The sequence below is a fragment of the Chengkuizengella sp. SCS-71B genome, from assembly GCF_040100845.1.
In the GTDB taxonomy this organism is placed as follows: Bacteria; Bacillota; Bacilli; order Paenibacillales; family KCTC-33759; genus Chengkuizengella.
Window position 1 is genome coordinate 2865309 of record NZ_JAZHSH010000001.1, and the last position, 26335, is coordinate 2891643.

The window sequence follows — 26335 nt, forward strand, 5'->3', positions numbered from 1 at the left end:
AAACATCGGGAGAATTGAATCTCTTCAAGAACTAAACTTAAAATGAACTTTTATCCATCGTTAGCACTCATTCAAGTCGAGTGCTAATCACTAATAACAAAATACCAAATCAAATCATGTGTTGTCAAGTGAATCCAGTCTTTTTAACACAGCAATTTCATCACAACAGGTAAAAGTTTAACTATCTAATGTGAAGAAATAAACTCAGCAAACACTTCATTCCCGAGCAATATTCCCCTTTTAGTTAATCTAAATCCATTTTGAGTTGATTCCAACAACTGATTACTAATTAATTTATTAAGTTGTCTATTAAATATTTGATCCATCGGATGTGAAAATTGTTGAAAGAAATCTTCTTTGTTTACACCTTCCATTAATCGTAATCCAACCATCATAAAATCTTCCATTGCTTCTTTTATACTAACACGATGCTCTTCAATTACAGGAAGACCTTGATTAACGGCATCTAAATAATCTTGTACACCTTTTACGTTGATATACCTTATTCCTTGCAAATAACTATGGGCTCCTGCACCTATACCGTAGTAGCTTTGATTTCTCCAATACATTTTATTATGTTTGCTTTCCAATCCAGATTTTGCAAAATTACTGATTTCATACTGTTGATACCCAGCCTCATTTAACCTGTTCATAATAAGTAAAAACATATTGAGTTCATCCTCTTCAGCAGGAAGAGGCAACTTATCCTTTTGATATAGAGAATGAAAAACTGTGTTCTCTTCCACTTTTAAACTGTATATAGAGTAATGTTGTAAATCTAATGATAAGGCTTGATTTAAGCTTTCTTCCATATTTTCCAACGTTTGATTTGGAAGACCAAACATTAAATCAATAGATAAATTATCAAAACCTACTTCTTTAGCATTTTTTATACTTTCAAATACTTCAGAAGCATCATGAATTCTTCCTATATCCTTTAATATGTCATTTTGAAATGACTGAACTCCAAAGCTGATGCGATTCACTCCACCTGCTTTCATGACTGTTAATTTATCTACATCCGTAGTTCCTGGATTTGCTTCCATCGTAAATTCAAGCTGTTCATGTTGAGTTGGAAAATAGTGATTTACTAATTGTAAAAAAGTGTTCATTTGTTGAGAGTCTAGTATTGTAGGGGTTCCACCCCCAACAAAAATCGTTTCGATCTGTCCAGGTGGAAACTTCTCAACAGTAGCTTGTAGTTCTTTTTCCAATGCTTCTAAATATTCATCAATTGGTGGTACTGGTAGTGCGTACGTATTAAAATCACAGTAATAACATTTATGTTTACAAAAGGGAATATGAATATATACAGCTTTTGCAGCAGATGAATTAAAAGTAGTCATGATCAACTTCCCTCTTTCTTTAGTCGTGTTAGTTGTTCAAGTAGTGGTTAGTGGTATTTAAAAAAGTAAAACGAAGGTACCAACGATTAAACAATACACTGTAAAAATAATAAGATTACCTCTTTGCATAATACCCATGAACCATTTCAAAGAAAAATAAGAAGCAATTAATGCACCAAGGAAAGCAAGAGTATAGGGAATGATTCTTGACTCTATTCCGGGTTCGTTGATCATATCCGACATTCCAAATACCATAACTCCTATACTAATTGGGATGTACAAAAAGAAAGAAAAACGCATCGCCGTCTCTTGCTTCCATCCCCTAGCAAGTGCTGCAACAATAGTTGCCCCAGAACGACTAATCCCTGGAATTAATGCGATTGCCTGTGCTAAACCTACAATTACAGCATCTAATAAAGTAATATTCTGATCGTTTTTTTTGCCTCTTAAGTTTCTGATAAACCACAAGGCTATACCTGTAATGATTAATGCGGCACCTATAATTTTTACATCATTTTCATTAAATGTCCCTGAAATGAAGTCTTCTAAAGTGATTCCTAATATGGCAGCGGGGATAGTGGCAATCACTAAATAAACAACAAACATAAAATCTTTTTTATATTTGATGTCCTTCGTTTGTATAAATTTCAAGCTATGTTTTGTTATATGAATCAAATCTGATCTATAAATAAGGAGTACAGCAAGCAAAGAAGCAAAATTTACTAATATTTCAAAACTTAATCCTTCAACTTCTATTCCAAACCAGTGTCGTGCCAATAAAACATGCCCACTAGAAGAAACAGGGATAGGTTCAGTAAAACCTTGTAAAACACCTAAAAACATATATTTGACTAATTCCCAAATATCCATATAGACCTCTCCAATATTATCAATGCTCGTTCATCCAATTAAAAGACCGAGAGCATTTTCTCGGCCTTCGGTTTATCATTATCACCGTTTCAGGTTAAGTCATTCATCCAACTTTAGAACAGACATAAATGCTTCTTGTGGTACTTCAACATTTCCCACTTGTTTCATTCGTTTTTTACCTTCTTTTTGTTTTTCAAGAAGTTTTCTTTTTCTTGAAATGTCACCGCCATAACATTTAGCTAGTACGTTTTTACGCATCGCTTTTACCGTTTCACGCGCTATAATTTTTTGACCGATAGCTGCTTGAATAGGCACCTCAAACATTTGACGAGGAATCAGATCCTTTAATTTACCGCATATTGCACGTCCCCTGTAAAAAGCTTTGTCTCTATGGACAATAAATGACAGGGCATCCACCTGTTCACTGTTTAACAGAATATCCATTTTTACTAATTTTGATTTTTTATAATCAGAAACCTCATAATCAAATGAAGCATAACCTTTTGTACTGGATTTCAAAATATCAAAAAAGTCATAAACAACCTCAGAGAGTGGAATATCATAAATAACCTGTACTCGATTCGTGTCTAAGTATTCCATGTTGATAAAGTCGCCACGTTTATTTTGGCAAAGGTCCATTACAGCCCCCACAAAGTCATTTGGTACAATGATTGAAGCTTTCACATAAGGTTCTTCAATATAATCGACTTTTTGCTGATCTGGCATGTTAGAAGGGTTGTCAATTTCAATCATTTCCCCGTTTGTTTGCGTCACTCTAAAAATAACACTTGGTGCTGTTGTGATTAATGGAATGTTAAACTCACGTTCTATACGCTCTTGAATGATTTCCATATGAAGCAAACCTAAAAATCCACAACGGAATCCAAATCCTAATGCACTGGAGGTCTCAGGTTCATATTTTAAAGATGCATCATTCAATTCTAACTTTTCTAAAGCTTCCCTAAGATCATTATAATCAGCTGTATCAATCGGATACAATCCACAATACACCATAGGGTTAATTTTTCTATAACCTGGCAATGCTTCTTGTGCAGGATTCATTGCATCAGTAACTGTATCCCCTACCCTAGTGTCTTTTACATTTTTGATACCTGCTACAATAAAACCAACATCACCAACTTGCAGCTCATCTACGATAGACATGTTAGGTTTAAAAGCTCCTACTTCTATGACCTCAAATGTTTTATCCGTGGCCATCATTTTTACCTTAGATCCCGATTTAATGGATCCATCAATAACACGAACATATACAATAACACCTTTATATGCATCGTAATGTGAATCAAAAATCAATGCTTTTAATGGATTGTTAGCATCCCCTGATGGTGCTGGAACTTTGGTTACTACCTGTTCAAGAATATCTTCAATTCCTATGCCTGCTTTTGCTGAAGCTAAAACAGCATCACTTGCGTCTAAACCAATTACATCTTCAACTTCTTGCTTTACCCTTTCTGGTTCAGCGCTTGGTAAATCAATTTTATTGATAACTGGTAAAATTTCTAAATTATTGTCCAAAGCCAAGTACACGTTAGCTAGAGTTTGAGCTTCCGTGCCCTGTGCTGCATCTACTACGAGCAAAGCTCCTTCACAAGCCGCTAAACTACGAGAAACCTCATATGTAAAGTCGACATGTCCTGGAGTATCAATTAAGTTAAGAATATATTCTTGACCATCCTTTGCTTTATAGTTTAAACGTACAGCCTGTAATTTTATTGTAATGCCGCGTTCCCTCTCCAAATCCATCTTGTCCAAAACTTGATCTTGCATTTCTCTTGAAGTTAACGCGCCTGTAAATTCTAAAATTCGATCTGCTAAAGTAGATTTTCCATGATCGATGTGTGCTATAATTGAAAAATTCCGAATACGACTTTGTCTTTCATGTACGTCTGTCATGCTAAACCCCCATAAATTACTTGCAAATATACATTCCCTTTATTATACCACAAGTGTATGTAAAGTGAACATTGCTTACAATTGAAGGTTAGGAAAATAACGCATGAAATACAGAGACAATGATTTCAACACCCTTATGTGCAGTAGATTGGAGAACGTTTCCTATTTTAATACTTAATCCAGAAGAGTCTTTCGTTGGAGTGGTCAAACTTAATTTTGGAGAATCTTCTACAGGTGGGATCAAATCATCAGTTTTTTGTTTTTCTGATTGGATTTCATTAGATGTTGAATCTTCTTCTGTCACTGTCTCCAAGGGACCATGAATATCTTCAATACCTTGCTTAGCAAGTTCAACACCAAAAAAAACACAAAAACTAACAATAAAAAACAAAATTAATAATTGAACACTAAATCGAACCATAACATTAACCTCCCACTCCAGTATCTACCTTCTCAGCCTCCCAAACGACATCTGATAAAACTTTTGCTAAAAGATCGATTGTCCGATTTGATTCCTCAATCGTATTTTCAACGCCTCCAACTTCAATAACAATACTATTTGGAGAAAAAGACTGATTATATTCCCCGTTACCATCAGTACTTGACTTTGACCAAATACCTCGAGATATACCTGGATATTGTGTTTCCATTGCATCATGAATCTTGGTGGCAAATGCTTCATTTGCTCTCCAATTTGGATTACTTGCTCCGATAATGAAATAAAATTTAGCATAATTTACTCCATCAATATTGATAGTTGTTACTTCTCTCCCTTGGCTGTCTCGATGAATATCTATAAAATAATTAAATGTAGGATTAACAGCAAATGCTTCTTCTACTGTTTTTAAAGAATATTTATATGAGAAATTCCAATTATATCCCTCTACACTCTCTTCATAATCTCTATCTGAACTAACTGCCACAATTCCTAAATTCTTTAAAGATTTTTCTAATCGTTTACCTAAGGCTGTTACATTAGTCTCCCCATCGTAAACTTGACCTGATTCTGGCAACCAAGATTCTCTATTATGTGAATGGTATATAAAAACAAGAGGGTTTCCATTCGCTGCAACTTTATCTGATTGTTTCTCACTAAATCCAGACTTTTGCTCGTCTTCTCCTACATTTAATTCATCATCACTTGAGCCTGATTCAATGGTTTGTTCGTCCTCTTGGGGTTGGGTTTCTATAATTGGATCTATTTTTTGAGGATTGTTATCATTGTTTGCTTTAAAATCAAAATGAGTCGGGGGTAAGTCAAGTGGTTCAACTATATCATCTTTATCTGATCCCCCTCGAAGTAAAACTACTTTTTCTAATGCAAGGCCTGGAACTTCACTTGCAAGCAAACTTTTAGGATCATTTGGATTAATACTTGTTACGTATCTAAATAAAAAATTTAGAACATTTTTTTGAGAAAATGTAGTGCTGTTTAACCCACTTTTCATTTGTGGTATTTCTACTGCCATCATATCTACAAAAAATTGACTTGATACTGAAGTACCTAACCCCTGCATTGAGACGATAGGAGATGTAACCATTTTTGATTGAGTATAACTTCCAATGGAAAGCATCAGAAACATAGTAAGCGTACCTAAAGATAAAGTAATAAAAACTCTTAACATCACCCCAAAAATAGTAGATTGGTTCATAAACTCTCCTCCAAAGCAGCATGTCTTATTTGAATCTATTTATTTATAATCTATGAATTTGAAAAAAAGATAGAACCTATATTTTTTGAAAAGTACTAGGATTTAATATTCTAGAATCAACTTCACTTTTTGGGTGTTTTAAAATTTTGTGATTTATATTGTGAAAACAAAAGCTCCTATCGGAGCTTCTCATAGAAGTAATCTTAGATGTTATTTTACAATAATTAAAATTTGGTCTTCATCTGTTCTTTCTAAAACTCGATAACCACTTTGAGCTCTTGTTGCAATACCTTCAGCGTTAGTTTTGCAATATCCATCTACTTCGCATGTCCCATCGTCCCTTACCAATAATTGACCAGTTAATCCAACAGCTACCCACTCTGGTCTATCTGCTCTTGGAACATACTGTTTATCAGGATCATATTCTGGATTTAACTTTTGTCTTTTTTCAATTCGCTCAGGTGAAATGATGTTATCTTTCTCATCTCTTTCCTCTGGAATCGTGACCTCTTCATATAACACCTGACCCCATTTATCCGTAAGATATCGCTTATTCCATTCATAACCGGAACCTCCTAAAACAGCCGGAACAGCACTTGTTACGCCTAAAATATAATTATCTCCATCTGTAGCTTTCCTTATTTTCTTCCCTTTTGTTGTAACAAAGTATCCATAATCAATGGGTTTGCCATCCAACGTTTCAAACAATTCAGCGAAATCACAACCTCTGCCTGAAGTAATTTTGCCTGCAAAACAAGCATCTCCTGTGTTCCCGTTAATTAGAGCCATTAAGGTATCGTTGACTAGATGCCACGAGTTATCTTCAACCGCTTGACCTGATCTTCCCATTATATGCGCATTCACTCTATTATTTGTATCTGTACCGTTTCCTTCGGCGTGGGAGCATTCACCTGAAGCAATCGTGTTACAACCTTCAGCGTGGGAGGCAAAGCCTTCGGCTCTCGTATTGCTTCCTTCGGCGTGAGAGCAATCTTCTAAAGCTACGGTATTGCAACCTTCAGCATGGGAGGCTTCACCAATGGCTTGTGTGTCTAATCCTTCGGCATGGGAAGCATCTCCTTCGGCGGTTGTTCCCTCTCCTTCGGCATGAGAGGCGAAACCTTCTGCTGTCGTTATATTTCCTTCCGCATGGGAACCAGTTGAACTCGCTTCGGTTTGAAAACCTTCAGCATGAGAAGCAGACCCTTCCGCTATTGTATTGCTTCCTTCAGCGTGAGAACAATTTTCTATGGCTACCGTATTACAACCTTCCGCATGGGAAGCTTCACCAATCGCTTCAGTGTCTAATCCTTCGGCATGACTACTCATCCCCCTACTTACTGAAAAGTTACCTTCAGCATGAGACTGTGCACCAATGGTAGTTGTAAGGGCTCCTTCAGCATGGGAGTGTAAACCATTCGTTGTTGTTCGAAATCCTTCGGCATGGGATGCTTCTCCTCGAGCTCTTGTATCATCTCCTTCGGCGTGAGACATCCTACCTATACTGAATGAAAGATTCCCTTCCGCATGAGACGCAAAACCTTCGGTAGTCGTAAAATGTCCTTCGGCATGGGAGTCTATACCATTCGCTCGTGTTCGAAATCCTTCGGCATGAGAGGAGAATCCTTCTGCTGTTGTATCAATACCTTCGGCATGAGAACTATTTCCCAATGCTTCTGTTCTATTTCCTTCGGCATGAGAGTTTTCACCAGAGGCAGTTGTATTTTCTCCCTCTGCATGCGCATTAATACGCGTTGCCATCGTTCCACTTCCTTCGGCATGGGACGCTAACCCTATGGCTTCAGTGTCTAATCCTTCGGCATGAGAACTATCACCTAACGCCATCGTTCCATCTCCTTCGGAATGAGAATTATCTCCTTGGGCAAGCGTTAAAAACCCTTCGGCATGGGAAGAGTCACCAATAGCTTGCGTGTTACTACCCTCCGCATGAGAGCTAGCTCCTTCCGCTCTTGTTACTTCTCCTTCCGTATGAGATTGATTACCAAGGGCTCGCGTTATAAATCCTTCAGCATGAGCGAACGACGCTAGTGTTCTGCAACCTGTCCCTTCGGCATGAGATCTATCACCTTCCGCGACTGTAAAAGCCCCCTCAGCATGGGAACATTCACCAAGAGCCATGGTCCCACATGCTTCTGCATGAGCTGCAAATCCCGAAGCGATTGATTCAGAACCTTCTGCATGCGCGTTTTCTCCATCAGCCTGTGTGATATATCCTTCCGCATGACTGTTCAACCCTCTGGCAAGAGAACCTAATCCCTCCGCAGTAGAATTATCCCCTTGCGCTACGGTATCTCTGTTTTGAGCATGTGCATAATCTCCACTCGATGTGGTATTTCTTCCTTCCGAGTGGGAAGCTTCCCCTTCTGCCTTTGTTTTAGTTCCCTCTGCATGAGAGGATTCTCCAGCCGCAGTTGTACAATCTCCTTCGGCATGGGATTGTAACCCCTTCGCTTTTGAGCTTGCTCCTTCCGCATGGGAAGCTGTTCCAATCGCTTGAGTTCCTTCTCCTTCGGCATGGGAATTATCACCTTGTGCTACGGTGTCGTTTCCTTCCGAATGAGAAGAATCGCCACTGGATGTGGTATTTCTTCCTTCTGTGTGGGAAGCATCACCACTCGCCATTGTGCTTCTGCCCTCAGAGTGTGAAGCATCTCCGCTTGACATTGTATCTCTTCCCTCGGAATGAGAATTCTCTCCGCTTGATCTCGTACTTCTCCCTTCGGCAAGAGAGTTGTCTCCACTCGCTACCGTATTTCTACCTAATGCTGTGGCACAATCCCCCGTTACTTCACGGTTGCAACTTTGTCTATCCATGTATATCACATCCTATATTTTATTATAAAATCATAGTTAAATGACCCTATCACAAAATATGAAGTCATTAGCCTAAACGAGTGGGTGATGACCTACACTCTATGTAAAAAGGCTTCTGCCTATGGAAATTGATTTTCCCAACAAAAAAGCGCTATGTCAGCGCCCTTCTGTTCAACGTTTAATCATAAAATTTGATTTAGTTATTTTACAATAATTAAAATTTGGTCTTCATCTGTTCGTTTTAATACTCTATAACCACTATGAGTTCTTGTAGCAATACCATCAGCGTTAGGTTTACAATATCCATCTACTTCACATGTCCCGTCGTCTCTTACTAATAATTGCCCAGTTAATCCAACAGCTACCCATTCAGGTCTTTCTGATCTTGGAATATATTGTTGATCGGGATCATATTCTGGATTTAGCTTTGGTCTTTTTTCGATTCGCTCAGGCGAAATAATTTTGCCGTTCTCATCTTTTTCCGCTGGAATCGTGACCTCCTCATATAACACACGACCCCATTTATTTGTCAAATAACGCTTATTCCATTCATAACCGGAACCTCCTAATACAGCCGGTACTGCACTGGTTACACCTAAAAGATAATCATCTCCATCTGTAGCTTTCCTTATTTTATCTCCTTTTGTTGTGACAAAGTATCCATCATCAATGGGTTCGCCATCCAAAGTTTCAAACAACTCAGCGAAATCACAGCCTCTACCAGAAGTGATTTTCCCTGCAAAACAGGCATCTCCCGTATTTCCATTAATCAAAGCCATTAAAGAATCATTTACTAAATGCCAGGAGTTATCTTCAACCGCTTGACCTGATCTCCCCATAATATGCGCATTTATTTTATTGTTTGTATCTGTACCATTCCCTTCAGCATGAGAGCATTCACCTGAAGCAATTGTATTGCAGCCTTCGGCATGAGAGGCAAATCCTTCAGCTCTTGTAGCATCTCCTTCTGCGTGTGAACAATCTTCAAATGCAACTGTATCACAACCTTCTGCGTGAGAAGCTAATCCATTAGCTTCTGTTCGTAATCCCTCAGCATGAGAAAAGTCCCCAATAGCTAAAGTTAATACTCCTTCGGCATGAGAAGCTATGCCTTGAGTCATCGTTTGCTGTCCTTCTGCATGGGAATTGACCCCTTGTGATGTTGTACTTCTGCCTTCTGCGTGAGACGAAGATCCTTCGGCTCTTGTTCCATCCCCTTCTGCGTGTGAACAATCTTCAAACGCAACTGTATTGCAACCTTCGGCATGGCTATTCATACCTCTTGCCATCGTCCCCTCGCCTTCCGCATGAGAAGAATCACCAAAAGCTTCAGAAAGAAATCCTTCCGCATGGCTATTTATACCTATTGAAATGGTCAGTCGCCCTTCCGCATGAGAAGCAGTACCTTCAGCTGTTGTACGAGAACCTTCTACGTGTGAACAATCTTCAGAAGCAATAGTATCACAGCCTTCCGCATGAGAATTATTTCCTAATGCTTCTGTTCCAGTACCTTCCGAATGGCTATTCATACCTCTTGCAGTTGTAAATAATCCTTCGGCATGGGAGTTCATCCCTTCAGCATTTGTATCACTACCTTCTGCGTGTGAACAATCTTCAGAAGCAACAGTGCCACAGCCTTCCGCATGAGAATTATTTCCTAATGCTTCTGTTCCAGTACCTTCCGAATGACTATCCATACCTCTTGCAGTTGTAAATAATCCTTCGGCATGGGAGTTCATCCCTTCAGCATTTGTATCACTACCTTCTGCGTGTGAACAATCTTCAGAAGCAACAGTGCCACAGCCTTCCGCATGAGAATTATTTCCTAATGCTTCTGTTCCAGTACCTTCCGCATGGGAGGCATCTCCCACTGTTCTTGTTCCATCTCCTTCAGCATGGGAGGCAGCTCCTACTGCTATTGCTCCATTCCCTTCAGCATGGGAGGCAATCCCTCCGGCTGTTGTATTACTTCCTTCGGCATGAGAAGCATCTACTCCAGCTGTTGTATTGCTTCCTTCCGCATGGGATGCAATTCCCCTTGAATTTGTTCCATCTCCTTCAGCATGAGAGGCAAACTCCATGGCATTCGTCTCATTTCCTTCAGCATGAGAATTTGTACCAGTAGCTCTTGTTTGTAATCCTTCCGAATGGGACTGATCACCTTGAGCCAATGTAATAGCTCCCTCGGCATGAGAAAAATCACCAGCTGCTATAGAATGAATACCTTCCACATGGGACTGTAAACCTGATGCTTCTGTTAAAGTTCCCTCTGCATGAGCACCGATACCCGTTGCAATTGCTCCTTCTCCTTCGGCATGGGAATTGTCTCCTTGGGCAAGTGTATCTCTTCCTTCGGCATGGGCATTATCTCCTGTTGCTTTCGTGTTTCGTCCTTCTGAATGAGCACTTTCTCCATCCGCCTGTGTAATATATCCTTCCGCATGACTGTTCAACCCTCTAGCTACGGAACCTAGTCCCTCGGCGGAAGAATTATCCCCTTGCGCTACGGTATCTCTGTTTTGAGCATGCGCATAATCTCCACTCGATGTGGTATTTCTTCCTTCCGAGTGGGAAGCTTCCCCTTCGGCATTCGTTTTGGTTCCCTCTGAATGTGAGTAGCTTCCAGCTGCCGTTGTACAATCTCCCTCGGCATGAGATTGAAGCCCCTTTGCTTTTGAGCTTGCTCCTTCCGAATGGGAAGCTGTTCCAATCGCCTGCGTTCCTTCTCCTTCGGCATGGGCATTATCGCCTTGGGCTACGGTGTCTTTTCCTTCGGCATGGGAAGCATCTCCGCTAGATGTCGTATTTCTTCCTTCTGTGTGGGAAGCATCGCCACTCGCTATTGTATTCCTCCCTTCGGAGTGTGAAGCGTCTCCGCTTGACATTGTATCTCTTCCCTCGGAATGAGAATTCTCCCCATTTGATCTCGTACTTCTACCTTCAGCAAGAGAATTGTCTCCACTAGCTACGGTATTTCTACCTAATGCTGTGGCACAATCTCCCGTTACTTCACGGTTGCAACTTTTTCTATCCATGTATATCACATCCTATATTTTGTTAGAAAATCATAGTTAAATGACCCTATCACAAAATATGAAGTCATTAGTCTAAACGAGTGGGTGATGACCTACACTCTATTTAAAAAGGTATCTGCCTATATTAGTTTTTATTAGAAAATAAGAAGTAGTTTATTATAAAAACAAAAACTCCTATCGGAGTCTCTCGAGGAGGTAGCTGAATACTTCTTTACACTATCATTAATTAAATAATTAAAATGTAGATAGTATAAGGGCAACTAACGATTCTGCCTTCGTCTAGACTTGCCAATCATCGAGTTTTCTTTAGAGGTAGTTTTTGTTGAAACTTAGTATTTGAAATTTTTTAAATTCTTAAGTTATAAAAAAAATCACCTTGTTTGGTGATCTTTTGGAACATAAAGATTTAAAAATTTTTAGTGACATCATATATTTTCCAAGCATTTGTTATAGCATTTTTTTGTAAATAAAAATTGTATATTACAATCTGATTTTTATTATGCTTCGTAGTTAATATCGCTTGAATTGGAATGACTAACCATAAATCACCATCATATTGTCCCTCGGTATATGAAGATAACCTGCGAATCTTTGAATTGGTTTCCATCTCTACTTTAAAGGATTCAATTTGTTCATGGTTTTTATGAGGAAATAATGTCTTTAATAAAAATAAATCTTTTTGATTCAATGCAATAAAAAAACTTTCAATGACATCATTCGGGCTCGCACTTTGAATGTACTTTCTCCACATACCAGCTGCTTTATATAACATGGATTGATGAGATAAATCTACATTTCTTAGACGATGAGTTGTGCTCCCTAGAAAATGAATGCAAAAATGACCTGAGAAATCATTATGTGGTATGCCATCACCCCCATGAGGCATGCCATTCATTGAACCTGCTATTGAATAATCTCCATTTTGTATTAACACGGCTCTTCGATTCCAACTCCATTGACCATTATAAATCTGTTTCATGATTTTAGAATCCTTAGCTGTTAATGGCTGTACATCAGCATGTTTACTGCCGGCTCGCCTCTGTACTTTAAAACTTAACCCTGTTTCTATATCAATAACAGTAAAAATGGAATACTTCGGCAACTCTCCTTTTGCCTGATCCCAAGTTAACAAATAGCCATAATGTTTTTTGCGAACGATATTTACATATTTATTTATTTTTATTTTTAAATCAATTGGCAATTGGAATAATATATCTTGTTTTTCATCTATAAGATTAAACCTTTCACTTATCACATAAGTCCTTTTTTGCTTCTTTTTTTGAATGGTTAAAGTAGCATCAGATAATTGATGATATCTTACTTTGGATATCATTGTATTTTTATCCTCTAACATTTTCTCAACCACATTAAAAAATTCTTTAGATCTAATTACTAAACTGGACGTATTTTTCGATGATTCTGAACTCTGTATTTGTATGATGATCTGATTTAAATTCTGATTTGACTTTTTTTCTAATCCTAAAGAATTGTTGGGCAAAATCAAAAATAAAAAAATGCATAGATAACATAAGAGCTTTTTTCTTCTCATGGAAATCTCCTATAATCATTAATGTGTATATGCTGCTACATTATCTGTATCCACTGCTTCATGAAGTGATGCATTTAAGCCATTAGCAATGATGTTTGCTATATCCTCAATAAATTCATCGATTTCCTTCGGTGTAACTAGCAAATCATGTCCCATGGGATTTAATACTTCTCTCACTAAATTCAATCGTTCTTGATCCGTCATTTTATCCAAAGCACCGAAAATAAATTCTGTATTATCTGTTTGTTTTTTAAAATGATTAATCGCCATTTGAATGCTGTTATTTACAATAGTTGAAGCATATACAACCGTAGGGACCCCAATTGCAATACAAGGCACACCTAACGTTTCTTTATTTAGTCCTTTTCTCTTATTCCCAATTCCAGAACCAGGATGAATACCTGTATCAGCAATTTGTATCGTTGTATTCACTCGATCTAAGGCCATAGAAGCTAATGCATCAATAGCTACCACTACATCAGGTTTAGATTTTTCAACAATCCCATGAACAATTTCACTTGTCTCAATTCCTGTTATTCCTAATACACCTGGTGCTACTGCACTTACTTCTCTATATCCTTCTTGTACTTGATTCGGCATTAATTCAAAAAAATGTCTTGTCACCATCACATTTTCAACAACAATTGGACCTAGTGCATCTGGAGTTACATTCCAATTCCCTAAACCTACAACTAATATTTTTGCATTTGGTTCTATTTTAATGTCCTTTAATAGCTGTTCAAACTCTTTAGCAAGTCTTGTTGCCACTTGGTTTTGCAATTCAGAATCCTTTTTTCTTAAACCAGGAACTTCAATTGTAATATAGTGTCCCTTCATTTTCCCAATAGCTCTAGACCCTTCCTCATCTAAAACTTTAATTTTAGTAATAGTAACCCCCTCATCTGATCTAGTTTCTGTATGTACACCTGGAATTTGGCCTCCCATACGATTGGATGCTAATTCTGTTGCTTCTAGTGCTAGATCAATACGTTCTGAATATGTGTCCATAACTTAACCCCTTCCAAAGCTGTTTTAAAATACAAAAAAACGTCCATCTTATTTTGTCATTGATTTTGTTTCGTTATACATCATGACAAGTATTGCAATTTTATAACCTGCATGATAGAATATTTAAAGTTGTCAATAGGAATACCTTTGAACGGTTTCTTATGTAACACCAAGGTCTTTAGGAGGTGAACTACATGCCTAATATCAAATCTGCTATTAAGAGAGTAAAAACTAGTGAAAAACGTCGTTTAATTAATGCTGCTAAAAAATCCGCATTACGTACTGCAATCAAAACTGTTGATACAGCTATTGAAGATAAAAATGCAGAAAGTGCAAAAGCTGCACTAAGTGACGCCATTAAAAAGCTTGATAAAGCGGCTTCAAAAGGATTAATCCACAAAAATGCTGCTTCTAGGAAAAAATCACGCTTAACTAAAAAAGTTAATGCTCTTTAATCCTAAGAGAGTGAAAAATTCAATTCTTTGATTCGAGTACCTCTTGTGGTTAAATTAAAACCCGCCATTCAATGACGGGTTTTTTAGTATGAGGATATCTTACATATTCACCTGAAATAAAAACTTCTCTATACCTAACACTTTATCAACTTGTCCGCTTTTCATCTGAAAATCAAGTTCGGCTAATTTGTCTAAAATGTCTAATAGATTCTGTTCGTGATATATCCTACCCTGTCCATCAGCAATTTTAACAGCGTAAGGATGGATGCTCAATTGCGATGCAATTTGATATTGTGAATAACCTTTACTGGATAACTCCTTTACCTGTAATATAATACGAAACTGTCTGGCAATAAGTGAAACAATTTTTATCGGCTCTTCTTTTTGTTTTAACAGAGTATTAAAAATAGCTAAAGCCTTATCAAGTTTTTTCTTTACAATTTCATCAACTAATATAAAAATGTTTTGTTCAGTACTGCGTACAACTAACTGTTGAATCATCTCACTAGTAATTTCCTGATCCACTCCTGCAAATAAACAACACTTTTCAATCTCTGCCGTTAAAGTTTGTAAATTCGTACCCGCGTATAAAATAAATGTTTCAATAGCCTGCTCTGAAATATGATTCCCATTTTTTTTCACTCTATTTAGAACCCATTTTGTTAATTCATTTGGCTTTAATGGGGGGAATGAAACAATATAATTTTGTTTTTTTAATAACTTCACTATTTTTTTTCTTTCGTCTAATTTCTCAGTATGGACATAAAGAATTAACACAGAATAATCAACTGGCGAGTTAGTATATTTTTCTAACTTCTCAAATTGATGTTCAATCTTAGATTTATCCCTTGCTCCGGTCAAAAAACTTGCGTTTTTAGCAACAACTAATTTATTAGGTACCATAAACGGAAGGGTTTCAACATCTTCAATAACTTGGTCTAGACTTGTTTCATTTAAATCAAAAAGACTTAATGCAAAATCTTTATGTACAGGATCAATAAATTCATTCGTTAAAAATTGAATAAATTCGTTCATTAAAAATTTTTCTGTGCCATAACATAAATATATAGGTAAAAACTGTTTTTGTTTTATTTGTTTTACTGCTTCTTTATATTCCATATTATCCCTCATCTACTTTTTGTTCCAGGTAAGATATTTGAACTATTCTGCCAAGAATAGTATAACAAAGAGATCACTTCAAAACCAATGGATTTTAAAGTGATCTCTTCCTCAAAAAATCTATATAAACACTCGGTAATAAGCCCTAGAAACGTATTACCGGAGTGGTCAGCAACGCGGTTGATTTCGCGTTGTTGACTAATGAATAATATACTATATACATTTTACGCAAAAAGTGTGAATACATTCTTAAAATTTTTGGATAAGTGTTCAAAAAGATTATGTTTTCATTACTAAGAAGGTTACATTGGATTAAAAATATCGATTTTTTCAGAATATTTCTTTTCACCGTCGAAAGTCTCTAACAGGATAAACTGACTATCCTCTAACCACTCTATCTTTGTAATGGATAAGTTATCCTCAATCTTTAAAGTAAATAATATTTCTTGATTATTTACTTTCTGTACAATAAGCTCTTGTCCCCCCTCCTCAACAACACGAATATTTACAACGTACTGACCATCTGGTGATGCAGTTCCCTTCACAATCTCTGAGAATGTAACTTCTTCGTGAGCTGGGATTTTTATGCCTTCTTCAGAAGCTTCTTCTCCTGTTCTTGTTTCAACTCCTGACTGTTCAGCATTTTCATTGTTTTCTTCACTTTCAATTCGCAATGCTGCGTTCTCATCAAATTCCACTTTTGGGGTCGGCACAACATCGTCATCAAAAACAACCTCAGCACTTTCTTCCAATGGTGCGTTTTGATTTGCAGTAGTATCAGAAGCAAATTGTTCTGCCGCCATGTCGTTCATCTTAAGATTATCTCCTGAGTTTAAAGCTGTAATTACGATCAATATTACAGCCGCAGCAGAAGCTCCAAGAAAAGCAATAGGTTTTGCTTTTTTGAACAAAGTTGCAAATGTAGTTCTTTGGTTATTCGAAGTTAATATTTCTTCTGTTTCATCTGTATCAGGTACTTGTGTTTCAATTATATTAGCCTGATCAATTTTCTCTAATTGAGGTAATATTTGATCTACTATACTTACTGGTGGTGTTACTTTCGGTAACTGCTCTAATTCAATCGAAACATTTTTTAATCGTTCAAACATCTCTGTACAAGAATGACAATCGTTGATATGGTCGATCATTTGCTGATGTTCTTCTTTATTTAAATCACCATCAAGGTCTCTTTGCATAAGTTGTATCACCTCTTGACATTTCATCCTTGTACACCACCTTTCTGATATTCATGGAGTAATTTCTGCAGTTGTTTCCTAGCTCTAAATAAATACGATTTCACAGTATTCAAAGGTAAATCAAGTGAGGTAGAGATCTCATTGTAAGAAAAATCCTGCAAATACCTTAAAACAACAACCACACGGTGATGTTCAGGCAATTTGGCAATCGCATCCTCAATATCTTTTGCCACATATGCAGATAAAATTTCTTTTTCCACATTATCATCACCTTTAATAACTATTTCATGCTCTTCAATAGAAACATTCGTTTTTTTCTTGCGAAACTTATCTATGCAAACATTTGTAACGATTCTTTGAATCCAAGTTTTAAACAGAGCTTTTTCTTCGTATAAATGAATTTTAGAATAAATTTTAATAAGTGATTCTTGCGCTGCATCCATCGCATCGTGTTCGTTGCCCAATATATAATAAGCGGTGCGATATACGTGGGTTTCAATTTCTCTTAACACTTGTACTAAAGCTTCCTTATCCCCATTTTGAGCATTTTTAATTATTTCTGGCTCTACCACAAATGGGCCCCCTCTCTTACAACTATATTGACGTAGAAAAAATCAAAAATGTTGCAGTAATATAATTAATACAAATCATTACCAATGGTCAGTACAATGTAACGTTTATTTTTTTATAACATTACTACAAATATATCAGAAATCAGGATTAAATATAGCATTTTTAATTTACATTTTTATTAAACTATCATTATTTCAACTTTGTAGTCACATCCCATCCATTAGCTCTAATTTCCAACTTTATTTCACCCTGTATGTCAGTACGATAAATTTTAAGGTTGTGATTTTCTAAGTTCATCAACACATCATGATGTGGGTGTCCATACAAATTATTGTTACCTACTGAAATCACGGCTGCTTTTGGCTGCCAATAACTTAGCCATTCTGTTGATGAAGAGGATTTACTTCCGTGATGTGCTACTTTTAATATATCTATTTTGGATTGATTCGGATTCAAGCGGTTTAAAATTGCACTTTCTGTAACCTGATCTATATCCCCAGTAAATAAAATTTTTGTTTGATACATTTTCAGCAGAAAAACGATAGATTGTTCGTTTTGTTCAGATTCAAGATAAAGTTCCTCTAATTCAGCAGGATGTAAAAAATGAATAGTCGTATATTGATCCAACTTTAAAACTTCTCCAAATTCAACCTTATATAGCGGAATTCTCTTTTCATTTGCTAAATGGAAGAGTTGTTGAACTGTTTCATTATTTTTTAATGTACCGTTAAAAATAATATGATTAACAGGTATTTTTTCAATCGTAGCGATCAACCCACCAATATGATCAAAATCTAAATGAGATATGATTAAATAATCTATTTCATGTACCCCTTGTTTTCTTAAAGTTGGTACCACAACATCTTTACCAACTTCATATGGATCTTTTCGGTTTCTCCATTCTTCGTTTGACTTTGTAAATGAAAACGTGCCGCCACCATCAACCAAAATCACTTTGTTTTTTGGAGTCTGAATTACAATACTGTCACCCTGACCTACATCAATAAATCGCACTAAACCAGTTTTGTCAAAAAGATCTGGAAAATAAAAAAATAATCCGAGGAGAAGGAGGATGATATTAAAAAAAATAGCAAGTTTATATTTCTTAATAAAAACGAACCTTAGATCTTGAACTATTACCGGAATGAGATCATCTTTTGTATTTGTTTTATGCAATGTCCAAACACTCAGCCATAACAAAATGTAATATAATAAGAGAAGTTCAATTGTTGGGGAAGCCCAAATGGTATTGAATTTTGAATACGAATTAATACTGTGAACAAACCAAAATAAAATATCAATACATATTTCGATTACATAAGTGATCAATAAAGCTACTTTGATATGAATTAAACTTAAAATTAAAGCTGCTAATCCAAGAGGTAAAATGATAATACTAACGATAGGCACTAAAAGGAGATTTGCTAACCAAGATAGAAAAGAAAATTGATTAAAATAATAAATTGTTAACGGAAATGAGGCAAGCTGCGCAGTAATAGTCACAGACAACGTTCCATTTAAAAGAGTTGAAGAAATGGGAATTAATTTACTAATCATAGGGACAAGTAAAATTAGTAATAATGTTACGATCACTGAAAGTTGAAAGCTCACATTGACCAAATAATAAGGGTTCCATATCAACATGAGGAATACTGCAAAACCAACAAAATTTAAAACATCTTTACCACGTCCGTTTTGGAGTGCATATAACCCAAACATGGCCATAAGACCAGCTCTAACTACCGATGGTGCAGCTCCTGTAATAAGGATATAAAAAGGAATAATACACATACAACAATAGATTTGTTTTTCTTTTGTAAACCCTAGTAGTTTTAATAAGTACATACAACAAGTCAAAAAAACGGCTACATGAAGACCAGAAATCGCTAATATATGCGTTAATCCAATTTGAGAAAATTGTTCAAACTCAATTGGGTCAAATTCATTACGTAATCCTAATAACAAACTTAACATAAAACCCTGATGCGATTCTGAAAAAATCATTACCAATTGATTAGCTAAATAACTTCTTATTTTATCAGTCCAACTCAAAAAGTAACTGAAACTGAATTGAAATGAAGCTGGAGTCACCTGAAGATTATCCAAACCTCTTGCTGACAAAATCCAATGAATGTGTTGATAATATAAGTACTTTCTATAATCAAAAGCACCAAAATTCCTTGCTACCGAAGGTGCTTTAAGTACCCCGATAAAAGCAATAGAATCTCCTCTCCCCCATGTTTTCACAGTATCTTTTTCATCACTTGTGTTCAGTTTGATAAAAACTTTCAACTTTTCATTTAGTTGGTCCGTTTTGATATCAAAGCTGACTTGATCGCCATCGATTTTTATTGTGGAATTAATCGTACCATAAACTTTCACCTCTGATTCTTCCCAATCCGGATCTATCATTGAAACATTTTTCATATGATACCAGTAGTGATACATAATTGAATAAGTTAGTATTAAACATAATAATAAAATACTTTTAAATGGCACTTTTATTTTCCAAAGCAATAAAACACCAAATAAACTCATTATTATAATAGAGAAAAACATCATTTTTGTAGGAATTGAAAACACTATAGCTGCACCAATTACCCAAGAAACTGCAATATAAAGGATTGGCTGTTTCAAAATGTACTCACTCCAAAACAAAAAACCTCTTTCGAAAATGCTCGAAAGAGGTTCTTCCTCGTAATATTTGTTTATATTTTCATATCATATATTAACACCCTCTAAAGCAACTTGTCTATGGGTCATATTACTTAGTTACCTTTTATTTCAGCAAAAACACCTTCAGGGGGATGATAATGTTCAAGTGTTCTAAACACGATCCCTCTAGCTTTCATAAGATTTATCACTTTATCTGAATCTTTTAAATATGGACGATGATAAACAATTTCAGAAACACCTGAATTTGCAAGCATATTAGCACATGTCCAACATGGTTGATCTGTTACATAAACCGTTGAACCTTCACGATCCTTGCGGTCTGTAAATAGCAATAAATTTTGCTCGGCATGAATCGTACGAATACATCTTTGTTTTTTTATCATCTCATCATTTCCATCTACATATTGTAATTCATATTCTTCAGCGATCATACAACCTGCTTCTGAACAGTCTGGAACTCCCATCGGTGCACCATTATATGCTGAACCTAGCAGTTTTTTTCCTTGTACAAGAACAGCACCTACTCTTCTTCGTGGGCATTGTGATCTTGTAGCTGCCATATAAGCAATGTCTAAAAAGTAGGTATCCCAATCTTTGCGTTTATTTTTGTTCATGTAAAGGCTCCTTTAAGTTATTTTTCCTATCTTATTCCAATCATGAGATGAATTTTCTTTATTGTTGACTTGCTTTTAGCGCTTGACCCAAATCATTCATTAGATCATCTATGGTTTCTGTTCCTACTGATAAACGAATCATTCCAGATGTTACTCCTGCTGATAATAGATCGTCACCTTGTAATTGAGCATGCGTTGTACTAGCAGGATGGATAATAAGTGATTTACTATCTCCAATATTAGCAAGGTGCGAAAATATATCAACAGAATTAATGACTTTTTTTCCTGCATCCATTCCACCTTTTACTTCAAAAGTCATCACTGCTCCCTGTCCGTTCGGTAAATACTTCTTTGCTAATTGATGTGAAGGATGACTTTCCAACCCTGCATAACTAACACTATCAACAAATTCATGACCCTCTAAATATTGAGCAATTTTAAGCGCATTTTCACTATGTCTTTCCATTCTCAAATGAAGTGTTTCTATACCTTGCATAAGTAAAAAAGAATTAAATGGTGAAATTGCAGCTCCCATATCCCGTAACAACTGAACTCGAGCTTTAATGATATATGCAATTGGTCCTACTGCCTCTGTATACACCATCCCATTATAACTTGGATCTGGCTCAGTTAATCCAGGGAATTTCCCACTTTCCTTCCAATCAAATGTACCTCCGTCAACGATAATTCCTCCTATTGAAGTGCCATGACCTCCAATAAATTTCGTAGCTGAATGTACAACAATATCTGCACCAAACTCAATTGGGCGTAATAAATAAGGGCTTGGTATCGTATTGTCAACAATGAGAGGAATGCTATTTTCGTGTGCTATTTTAGCTACAGCTTCAATATCTAAGACATCTCCCTTAGGATTTCCTATAGATTCAGCATACAAAGCTTTTGTTTTGCTAGTAATTGCTTTACGAAAATTATCTGGATCGTTCGGGTCTACAAATTTCACATCAATACCAATTCTAGGTAAACTAACCGAAAACAAATTAAAAGTACCACCATATAAACTTGAAGCAGACACAATCTCATCTCCAGCACCAGCAATATTTAAGATGGAATACGTTATTGCTGATGATCCAGAAGCTGTTGCCAAAGCAGCAGGTGCACCTTCTAAAGCCGCTATTCTCTTCTCAAACGAATCTGAAGTTGGATTCATTAATCGAGTGTATACATTACCGAATTCCTTTAAAGCAAACAAATTCGCAGCATGTTCTGTGTCTTTAAATCCATACGAAGTCGTTTGATAAATTGGAAGGGCTCGTGACATCGTTGTTGGATCAACCTCTTGACCTGCATGTACAGATAACGTTTCTAAGCCTAACTTACGTTCTTCAAACATAATATTACTCCTCCTCATTTTATAAAATTATGCATTCACTATATATTAATCAATACACATTTATTAAAGATGTCTTCAGAGTAACTTGCTTAAGTTGTTTAATTTATAAAAATATCACCTATCGGTGATCGTCAAATTCCTAAAATGTAATCAATCCTTTTAGTTTTTCAATCGTTTTCTCTCCGATTCCTTTTACATTCATCAGTTCATTTCTATTGAGAAATCTCCCATGCTCTTCTCGATAATCAACAATGGCTTGAGCTTTTACTTCTCCAATATTCGGTAAAGTCATTAACTGTTGAACACTTGCTTGGTTAACATTAATTTTTTCAGGTGGTCCTATAGTTTCTGCGCTTGAATCTGATGGGTTTTCCAACCCCTTTTCTTCTAATTTACCTTTTTGACTAGTTCTAACATCATTTAGTAATAGTACATCTTCCACCTGGTCATTAACCTTCTCTAATTCATTAACCTCATCAGTTTGTAATATAAACATCTCAAGAAAAAGAAAGAAGACAATACATAATATAAGTATGATCCATAATATAGAACGGATTTCTTTTAATTTGCTTAAACTCATCACTCATCACCTGCTAATACAATTCAATTTACTAGGGTTCATGTTTCCATTTTGAAAAATATACCATATCAGTAGTGTACAGTCTATACTTTTATGTAACTTCGTTTCGTTTATCACTCTTTTACTTTAAAGCAAAAAAATCCCTCATGTTTATTAATGCACAAACATATATATAATGGTAGCATATTAATTTAACCATATGCGTAAATGAATTGAATCTTATATAGGAGGGTTTCGTGATGAATTTAGGATTCATTGGAACTGGCAGTATGGGGAGTTTATTAATAGAGGCTTTCATCCAATCCGAAGCCTTGAAAGCAGAGCAACTTTCAGCAAGTAATCGAACAAAGGACAAAACGAAGAAACTTAAAGAAAAATACCCTAAGCTCCGTATTTTTCCATCAAATATTGAGGTAGCTTTAGAAAGTGATATTATTTTTATTTGTGTGAAACCATTAGAATTTAAACATGTAATAGATGAAATCAAAAATGTATTATTACCTTCTCAAATCATTGTTTCAATTACTAGTCCAATTTTAATAAAACATCTTGAAGATCAGCTTCCTTGTAAAATTGCAAAGATTATTCCAAGCATTACAAATCATGAACGCAGCGGGGCCTCTCTATGCATGTATGGAAACAAAATAACAGAAAAAGACAAACAAACGCTAGAAAATTTACTAGAAACTATTAGTGAACCATTGCAAATTTCTGAACAGTATACAAGGGTTACATCTGATATCTCTAGCTGTGGTCCAGCCTTTTTAGCCTTTTTTATTCAAAACTTTGTTGACGCAGCTGTGGAGGAAACAGGAATTCCAAAAGAAGAAGCAACTCGCTTAGCCAGTGAAATGGTATTGGGAACTGGAAAGTTATTAACTACAGGGGGATTCACTCCAGAAACATTAAGAGAACGTGTTAGTGTTCCTGGAGGAATAACCGCTGAGGGCTTGAAGATGATGTCAAACGAGTTAGATGGTGTTTTTAATCAGCTTATCAAAACTACACATGCAAAATATGATGAGGACCTCAACAAAGTAGAATCCATGTTTTACGATTCAAGCAAAAATTAAATGTATATTATACTACAATATTTACTAATTTCCCTGGAACAGCAATAACCTTTCTTATTGTTTTACCGGTTGTTGCTGTTTTTACTTTGTCAAGTTCTAAAACCATTTTCTCTAAAGAATCTTTATCTAATTCTTTTGATACTTTGATTCGATCAATGATTTTCCCTTTAATTTGGACTACAATTTCTACTTCATCATCAACAATCCATTTTTCATCATAAGAAGGCCAAGCTACAAATGTAATCGTCCCTTCATTTCCTAAACGCTGCCACAACTCTTCAGAAATATGAGGAGCGATAGGGGCTAACATTTGAACAAAATGAGCCATCGCTTCTTTTGGTAGTTCTTCCGTTTTATATGCTTCATTTACAAAAATCATCATTTGGCTAATCGCTGTATTAAAACGAAGACCTTCGTAATCCTCAGTTACTTTTTTAACGGTTCTATGCCAAATCTTTTTAAAGGAGTCAGGTCCTCCATCTTCTACGATTTTATCGTTCAGTTCCCCATTATCTGCTATAAATAAACGCCAGACTCGATTCAAAAATTTATAAATTCCGTCTACTCCGTTTGTATTCCAAGGTTTTGTAGCTTCTAAAGGACCCATGAACATTTCATACATTCTTAATGTATCTGCTCCATATTCATTAACGATTTCATCCGGGTTAATCACGTTACCTCTAGATTTACTCATTTTTTCATTGTTAGGCCCTAAAATCATACCTTGATTCACTAATTTATGGAATGGTTCTTTTGTAGATACTACTCCGATATCATACAATACTTTATGCCAGAATCTAGCATATAACAAGTGAAGGACAGCATGTTCTGCTCCACCAATATAAAGATCTACAGGAAGCCATTTTTCCTGTAACTCCTTAGAACAAAGCTCATTTTCATTATTTGGATCTATATACCGTAAATAATACCAACAGCTTCCTGCCCATTGTGGCATCGTGTTCGTTTCTCTTCTAGCTTTTTGACCTGTTTCAGGATCAATCGTATTCACCCATTCTTCGACAGTTGCCAAAGGGGATTCGCCAGTTCCTGATGGTTGAATCTGCTCTACATCAGGTAATAACAGCGGTAACTGATCCTCAGGAACTGCTTTCATCGTTCCATCTTCTAAATGTAGGATTGGAATGGGTTCTCCCCAGTAGCGTTGACGACTAAATAACCAATCTCTTAAACGATATGTGGTTTTACTTTGACCTTTGTTATGTTCAGATAACCAATCTATCATACTTGAAATAGCTTCAGCATTTTTTAAACCATTTAAGAAATCGGAATTCACATGTTCACCATCACCTGAATAAGCTTCTTTTGACAAATCTCCACCTTGAATGACTTCAACGATATCTATGTCAAATTGTTTAGCAAATTCCCAATCACGCTGATCATGTCCAGGCACTGCCATGATAGCACCTGTTCCATAACTAATTAATACATAATCAGAAATCCAAATCGGAACTTTTGCTCCATTTACAGGATTCAAAGCATATGCACCTGTAAAAACACCAGATTTATCCTTAGCCAAATCTGTTCTTTCTAAATCACTTTTACGAGCAGCCATATCTTGATATTGTTTTACACTTTGTTTCTGAGCAGGAGTAGAAATTTTATCCACCAAAGGATGCTCAGGAGCAAGCACACAATATGTAGCACCAAACAATGTATCTGGTCTTGTTGTGAATACTGTCAGCTTTTCTTCTTCAAAACCATGAATATCAAAATAGACTTCAGCTCCAACAGATTTTCCAATCCAATTGCGCTGCATATCTTTGATACTTTCTGACCAATCTAATTCCTCTAAATCTTCTAAAAGTCTTTCAGCATACTCAGTAATTTTCAACACCCATTGACGCATCGGTTTACGAATTACAGGGTGATTCCCCCGCTCACTTAATCCATCAATTACTTCTTCATTAGCGAGCACTGTACCTAAAGCTGGACACCAGTTAACCGAAATTTCATCAACATATGCTAAACCTTTTTTATACAACTGAAGAAAAATCCATTGCGTCCATTTGTAATAATCTGCATCTGTTGTACTAATTTCACGATCCCAGTCATATGAAAATCCTAGAGACTTAATTTGTCTGCGGAAATTGTTAATGTTTTTGACCGTAAATTCTTTTGGATGTTCACCAGTGTTTATTGCATGCTGTTCTGCAGGAAGTCCAAAAGCATCCCAGCCCATTGGATGAAGCACATCAAAGCCTTTCATTCTCTTGTAACGAGATATGATATCCGTTGCTGTCATTCCTTCTGGATGTCCTACATGTAAACCAGCCCCAGAAGGATAAGGGAACATATCTAAAGCAAAAAATTTCTCTTTTGCATCATTATTTTCTACTCTAAATGTCTTATTCTCTTCCCAATACTTTTGCCATTTTGGTTCAAAAGCTTGAGGGTTATATCCTTGTTCATTTGATTGTGATTGTGACATAATTAAATCCTCCTTTACGATAAACAACCCACAAAAGTGA

General features: G+C 36.1%; 19 protein-coding genes. 2 read left to right on the forward strand and 17 right to left on the reverse strand.

What is annotated here, in order from left to right; all coding sequences use genetic code 11:
- Positions 1-185: 185 nt before the first annotated feature.
- From hemW to gpr, 9 genes are all read right to left on the reverse strand, one after another.
- Positions 186-1346, reverse strand: a complete 1161-nt coding sequence (hemW, locus tag VQL36_RS14020; RefSeq protein ID WP_349249921.1) for a radical SAM family heme chaperone HemW — start codon at positions 1344-1346, stop codon at positions 186-188.
- Between the two features lie 57 nt (positions 1347-1403).
- On the reverse strand, positions 1404-2216 hold the full coding sequence (locus VQL36_RS14025) for an undecaprenyl-diphosphate phosphatase (RefSeq protein ID WP_349249922.1): 813 nt from the start codon (positions 2214-2216) through the stop codon (positions 1404-1406).
- A 99-nt stretch (positions 2217-2315) separates the two neighbouring features.
- Complete coding sequence (gene lepA / locus VQL36_RS14030) at positions 2316-4130, reverse strand: translation elongation factor 4 (RefSeq protein WP_349249923.1); 1815 nt, start codon at positions 4128-4130, stop codon at positions 2316-2318.
- Positions 4131-4218: 88 nt separating this feature from the next.
- The gene (locus VQL36_RS14035) at positions 4219-4551 is read right to left on the reverse strand and encodes a hypothetical protein (RefSeq protein ID WP_349249924.1); all 333 of its coding nucleotides are present in this window, start codon (positions 4549-4551) and stop codon (positions 4219-4221) included.
- 4 nt (positions 4552-4555) lie between these two features.
- Entirely contained in the window at positions 4556-5782 is a 1227-nt protein-coding gene (gene spoIIP / locus VQL36_RS14040; protein WP_349249925.1) for a stage II sporulation protein P, read from the reverse strand.
- 210 nt (positions 5783-5992) lie between these two features.
- Entirely contained in the window at positions 5993-8617 is a 2625-nt protein-coding gene (locus VQL36_RS14045; RefSeq protein WP_349249926.1) for a peptidase G2 autoproteolytic cleavage domain-containing protein, read from the reverse strand.
- Between the two features lie 200 nt (positions 8618-8817).
- The gene (locus tag VQL36_RS14050) at positions 8818-11652 is read right to left on the reverse strand and encodes a peptidase G2 autoproteolytic cleavage domain-containing protein (protein WP_349249927.1); all 2835 of its coding nucleotides are present in this window, start codon (positions 11650-11652) and stop codon (positions 8818-8820) included.
- A gap of 406 nt (positions 11653-12058) precedes the next feature.
- Positions 12059-13156, reverse strand: a complete 1098-nt coding sequence (locus tag VQL36_RS14055; protein ID WP_349249928.1) for a hypothetical protein — start codon at positions 13154-13156, stop codon at positions 12059-12061.
- Between the two features lie 63 nt (positions 13157-13219).
- Positions 13220-14209 (reverse strand): GPR endopeptidase, encoded by a 990-nt coding sequence (gpr, locus tag VQL36_RS14060; RefSeq protein ID WP_349249929.1) that lies wholly within the window; start codon positions 14207-14209, stop codon positions 13220-13222.
- Positions 14210-14403: 194 nt separating this feature from the next.
- Here gpr and rpsT point away from each other — a divergent pair, with 194 nt between their 5' ends.
- On the forward strand, positions 14404-14664 hold the full coding sequence (gene rpsT, locus VQL36_RS14065) for a 30S ribosomal protein S20 (RefSeq protein ID WP_349249930.1): 261 nt from the start codon (positions 14404-14406) through the stop codon (positions 14662-14664).
- A 99-nt stretch (positions 14665-14763) separates the two neighbouring features.
- Here the strand turns inward: rpsT and holA are convergent, their stop codons facing one another.
- The 7 genes from holA to VQL36_RS14100 all read right to left on the reverse strand — a co-directional run bounded on the left by holA (position 14764) and on the right by VQL36_RS14100 (position 22773).
- Positions 14764-15783, reverse strand: a complete 1020-nt coding sequence (holA, locus tag VQL36_RS14070; protein WP_349249931.1) for a DNA polymerase III subunit delta — start codon at positions 15781-15783, stop codon at positions 14764-14766.
- A gap of 302 nt (positions 15784-16085) precedes the next feature.
- Positions 16086-17006 carry an anti-sigma factor family protein gene (locus tag VQL36_RS14075; protein ID WP_349249932.1) on the reverse strand — a complete coding sequence of 307 codons (921 nt, stop codon included), beginning with the start codon at positions 17004-17006 and terminating at the stop codon, positions 16086-16088.
- Positions 17003-17551 carry an RNA polymerase sigma factor gene (locus VQL36_RS14080; RefSeq protein ID WP_349249933.1) on the reverse strand — a complete coding sequence of 183 codons (549 nt, stop codon included), beginning with the start codon at positions 17549-17551 and terminating at the stop codon, positions 17003-17005. Before VQL36_RS14080 ends, VQL36_RS14075 begins: the two co-directional genes overlap by 4 nt.
- Positions 17552-17741: 190 nt before the next feature.
- Positions 17742-20189, reverse strand: a complete 2448-nt coding sequence (locus tag VQL36_RS14085; protein ID WP_349249934.1) for a DNA internalization-related competence protein ComEC/Rec2 — start codon at positions 20187-20189, stop codon at positions 17742-17744.
- A 131-nt stretch (positions 20190-20320) separates the two neighbouring features.
- Positions 20321-20842: a cytidine/deoxycytidylate deaminase family protein gene (locus VQL36_RS14090; protein ID WP_349249935.1), complete on the reverse strand. Its 522-nt coding sequence runs from the start codon at positions 20840-20842 to the stop codon at positions 20321-20323.
- Between the two features lie 58 nt (positions 20843-20900).
- A complete protein-coding gene (locus VQL36_RS14095) occupies positions 20901-22193 on the reverse strand; it encodes a homocysteine synthase (protein WP_349249936.1) in 1293 nt (430 codons plus the stop codon).
- 139 nt (positions 22194-22332) lie between these two features.
- Entirely contained in the window at positions 22333-22773 is a 441-nt protein-coding gene (locus VQL36_RS14100; protein ID WP_349249937.1) for a ComEA family DNA-binding protein, read from the reverse strand.
- 239 nt (positions 22774-23012) lie between these two features.
- Here VQL36_RS14100 and comER point away from each other — a divergent pair, with 239 nt between their 5' ends.
- A complete protein-coding gene (gene comER / locus VQL36_RS14105) occupies positions 23013-23846 on the forward strand; it encodes a late competence protein ComER (protein WP_349249938.1) in 834 nt (277 codons plus the stop codon).
- 7 nt (positions 23847-23853) lie between these two features.
- Here comER and leuS read toward each other — a convergent pair whose 3' ends face one another.
- On the reverse strand, positions 23854-26295 hold the full coding sequence (gene leuS, locus VQL36_RS14110) for a leucine--tRNA ligase (protein ID WP_349249939.1): 2442 nt from the start codon (positions 26293-26295) through the stop codon (positions 23854-23856).
- Positions 26296-26335: the final 40 nt, after the last annotated feature.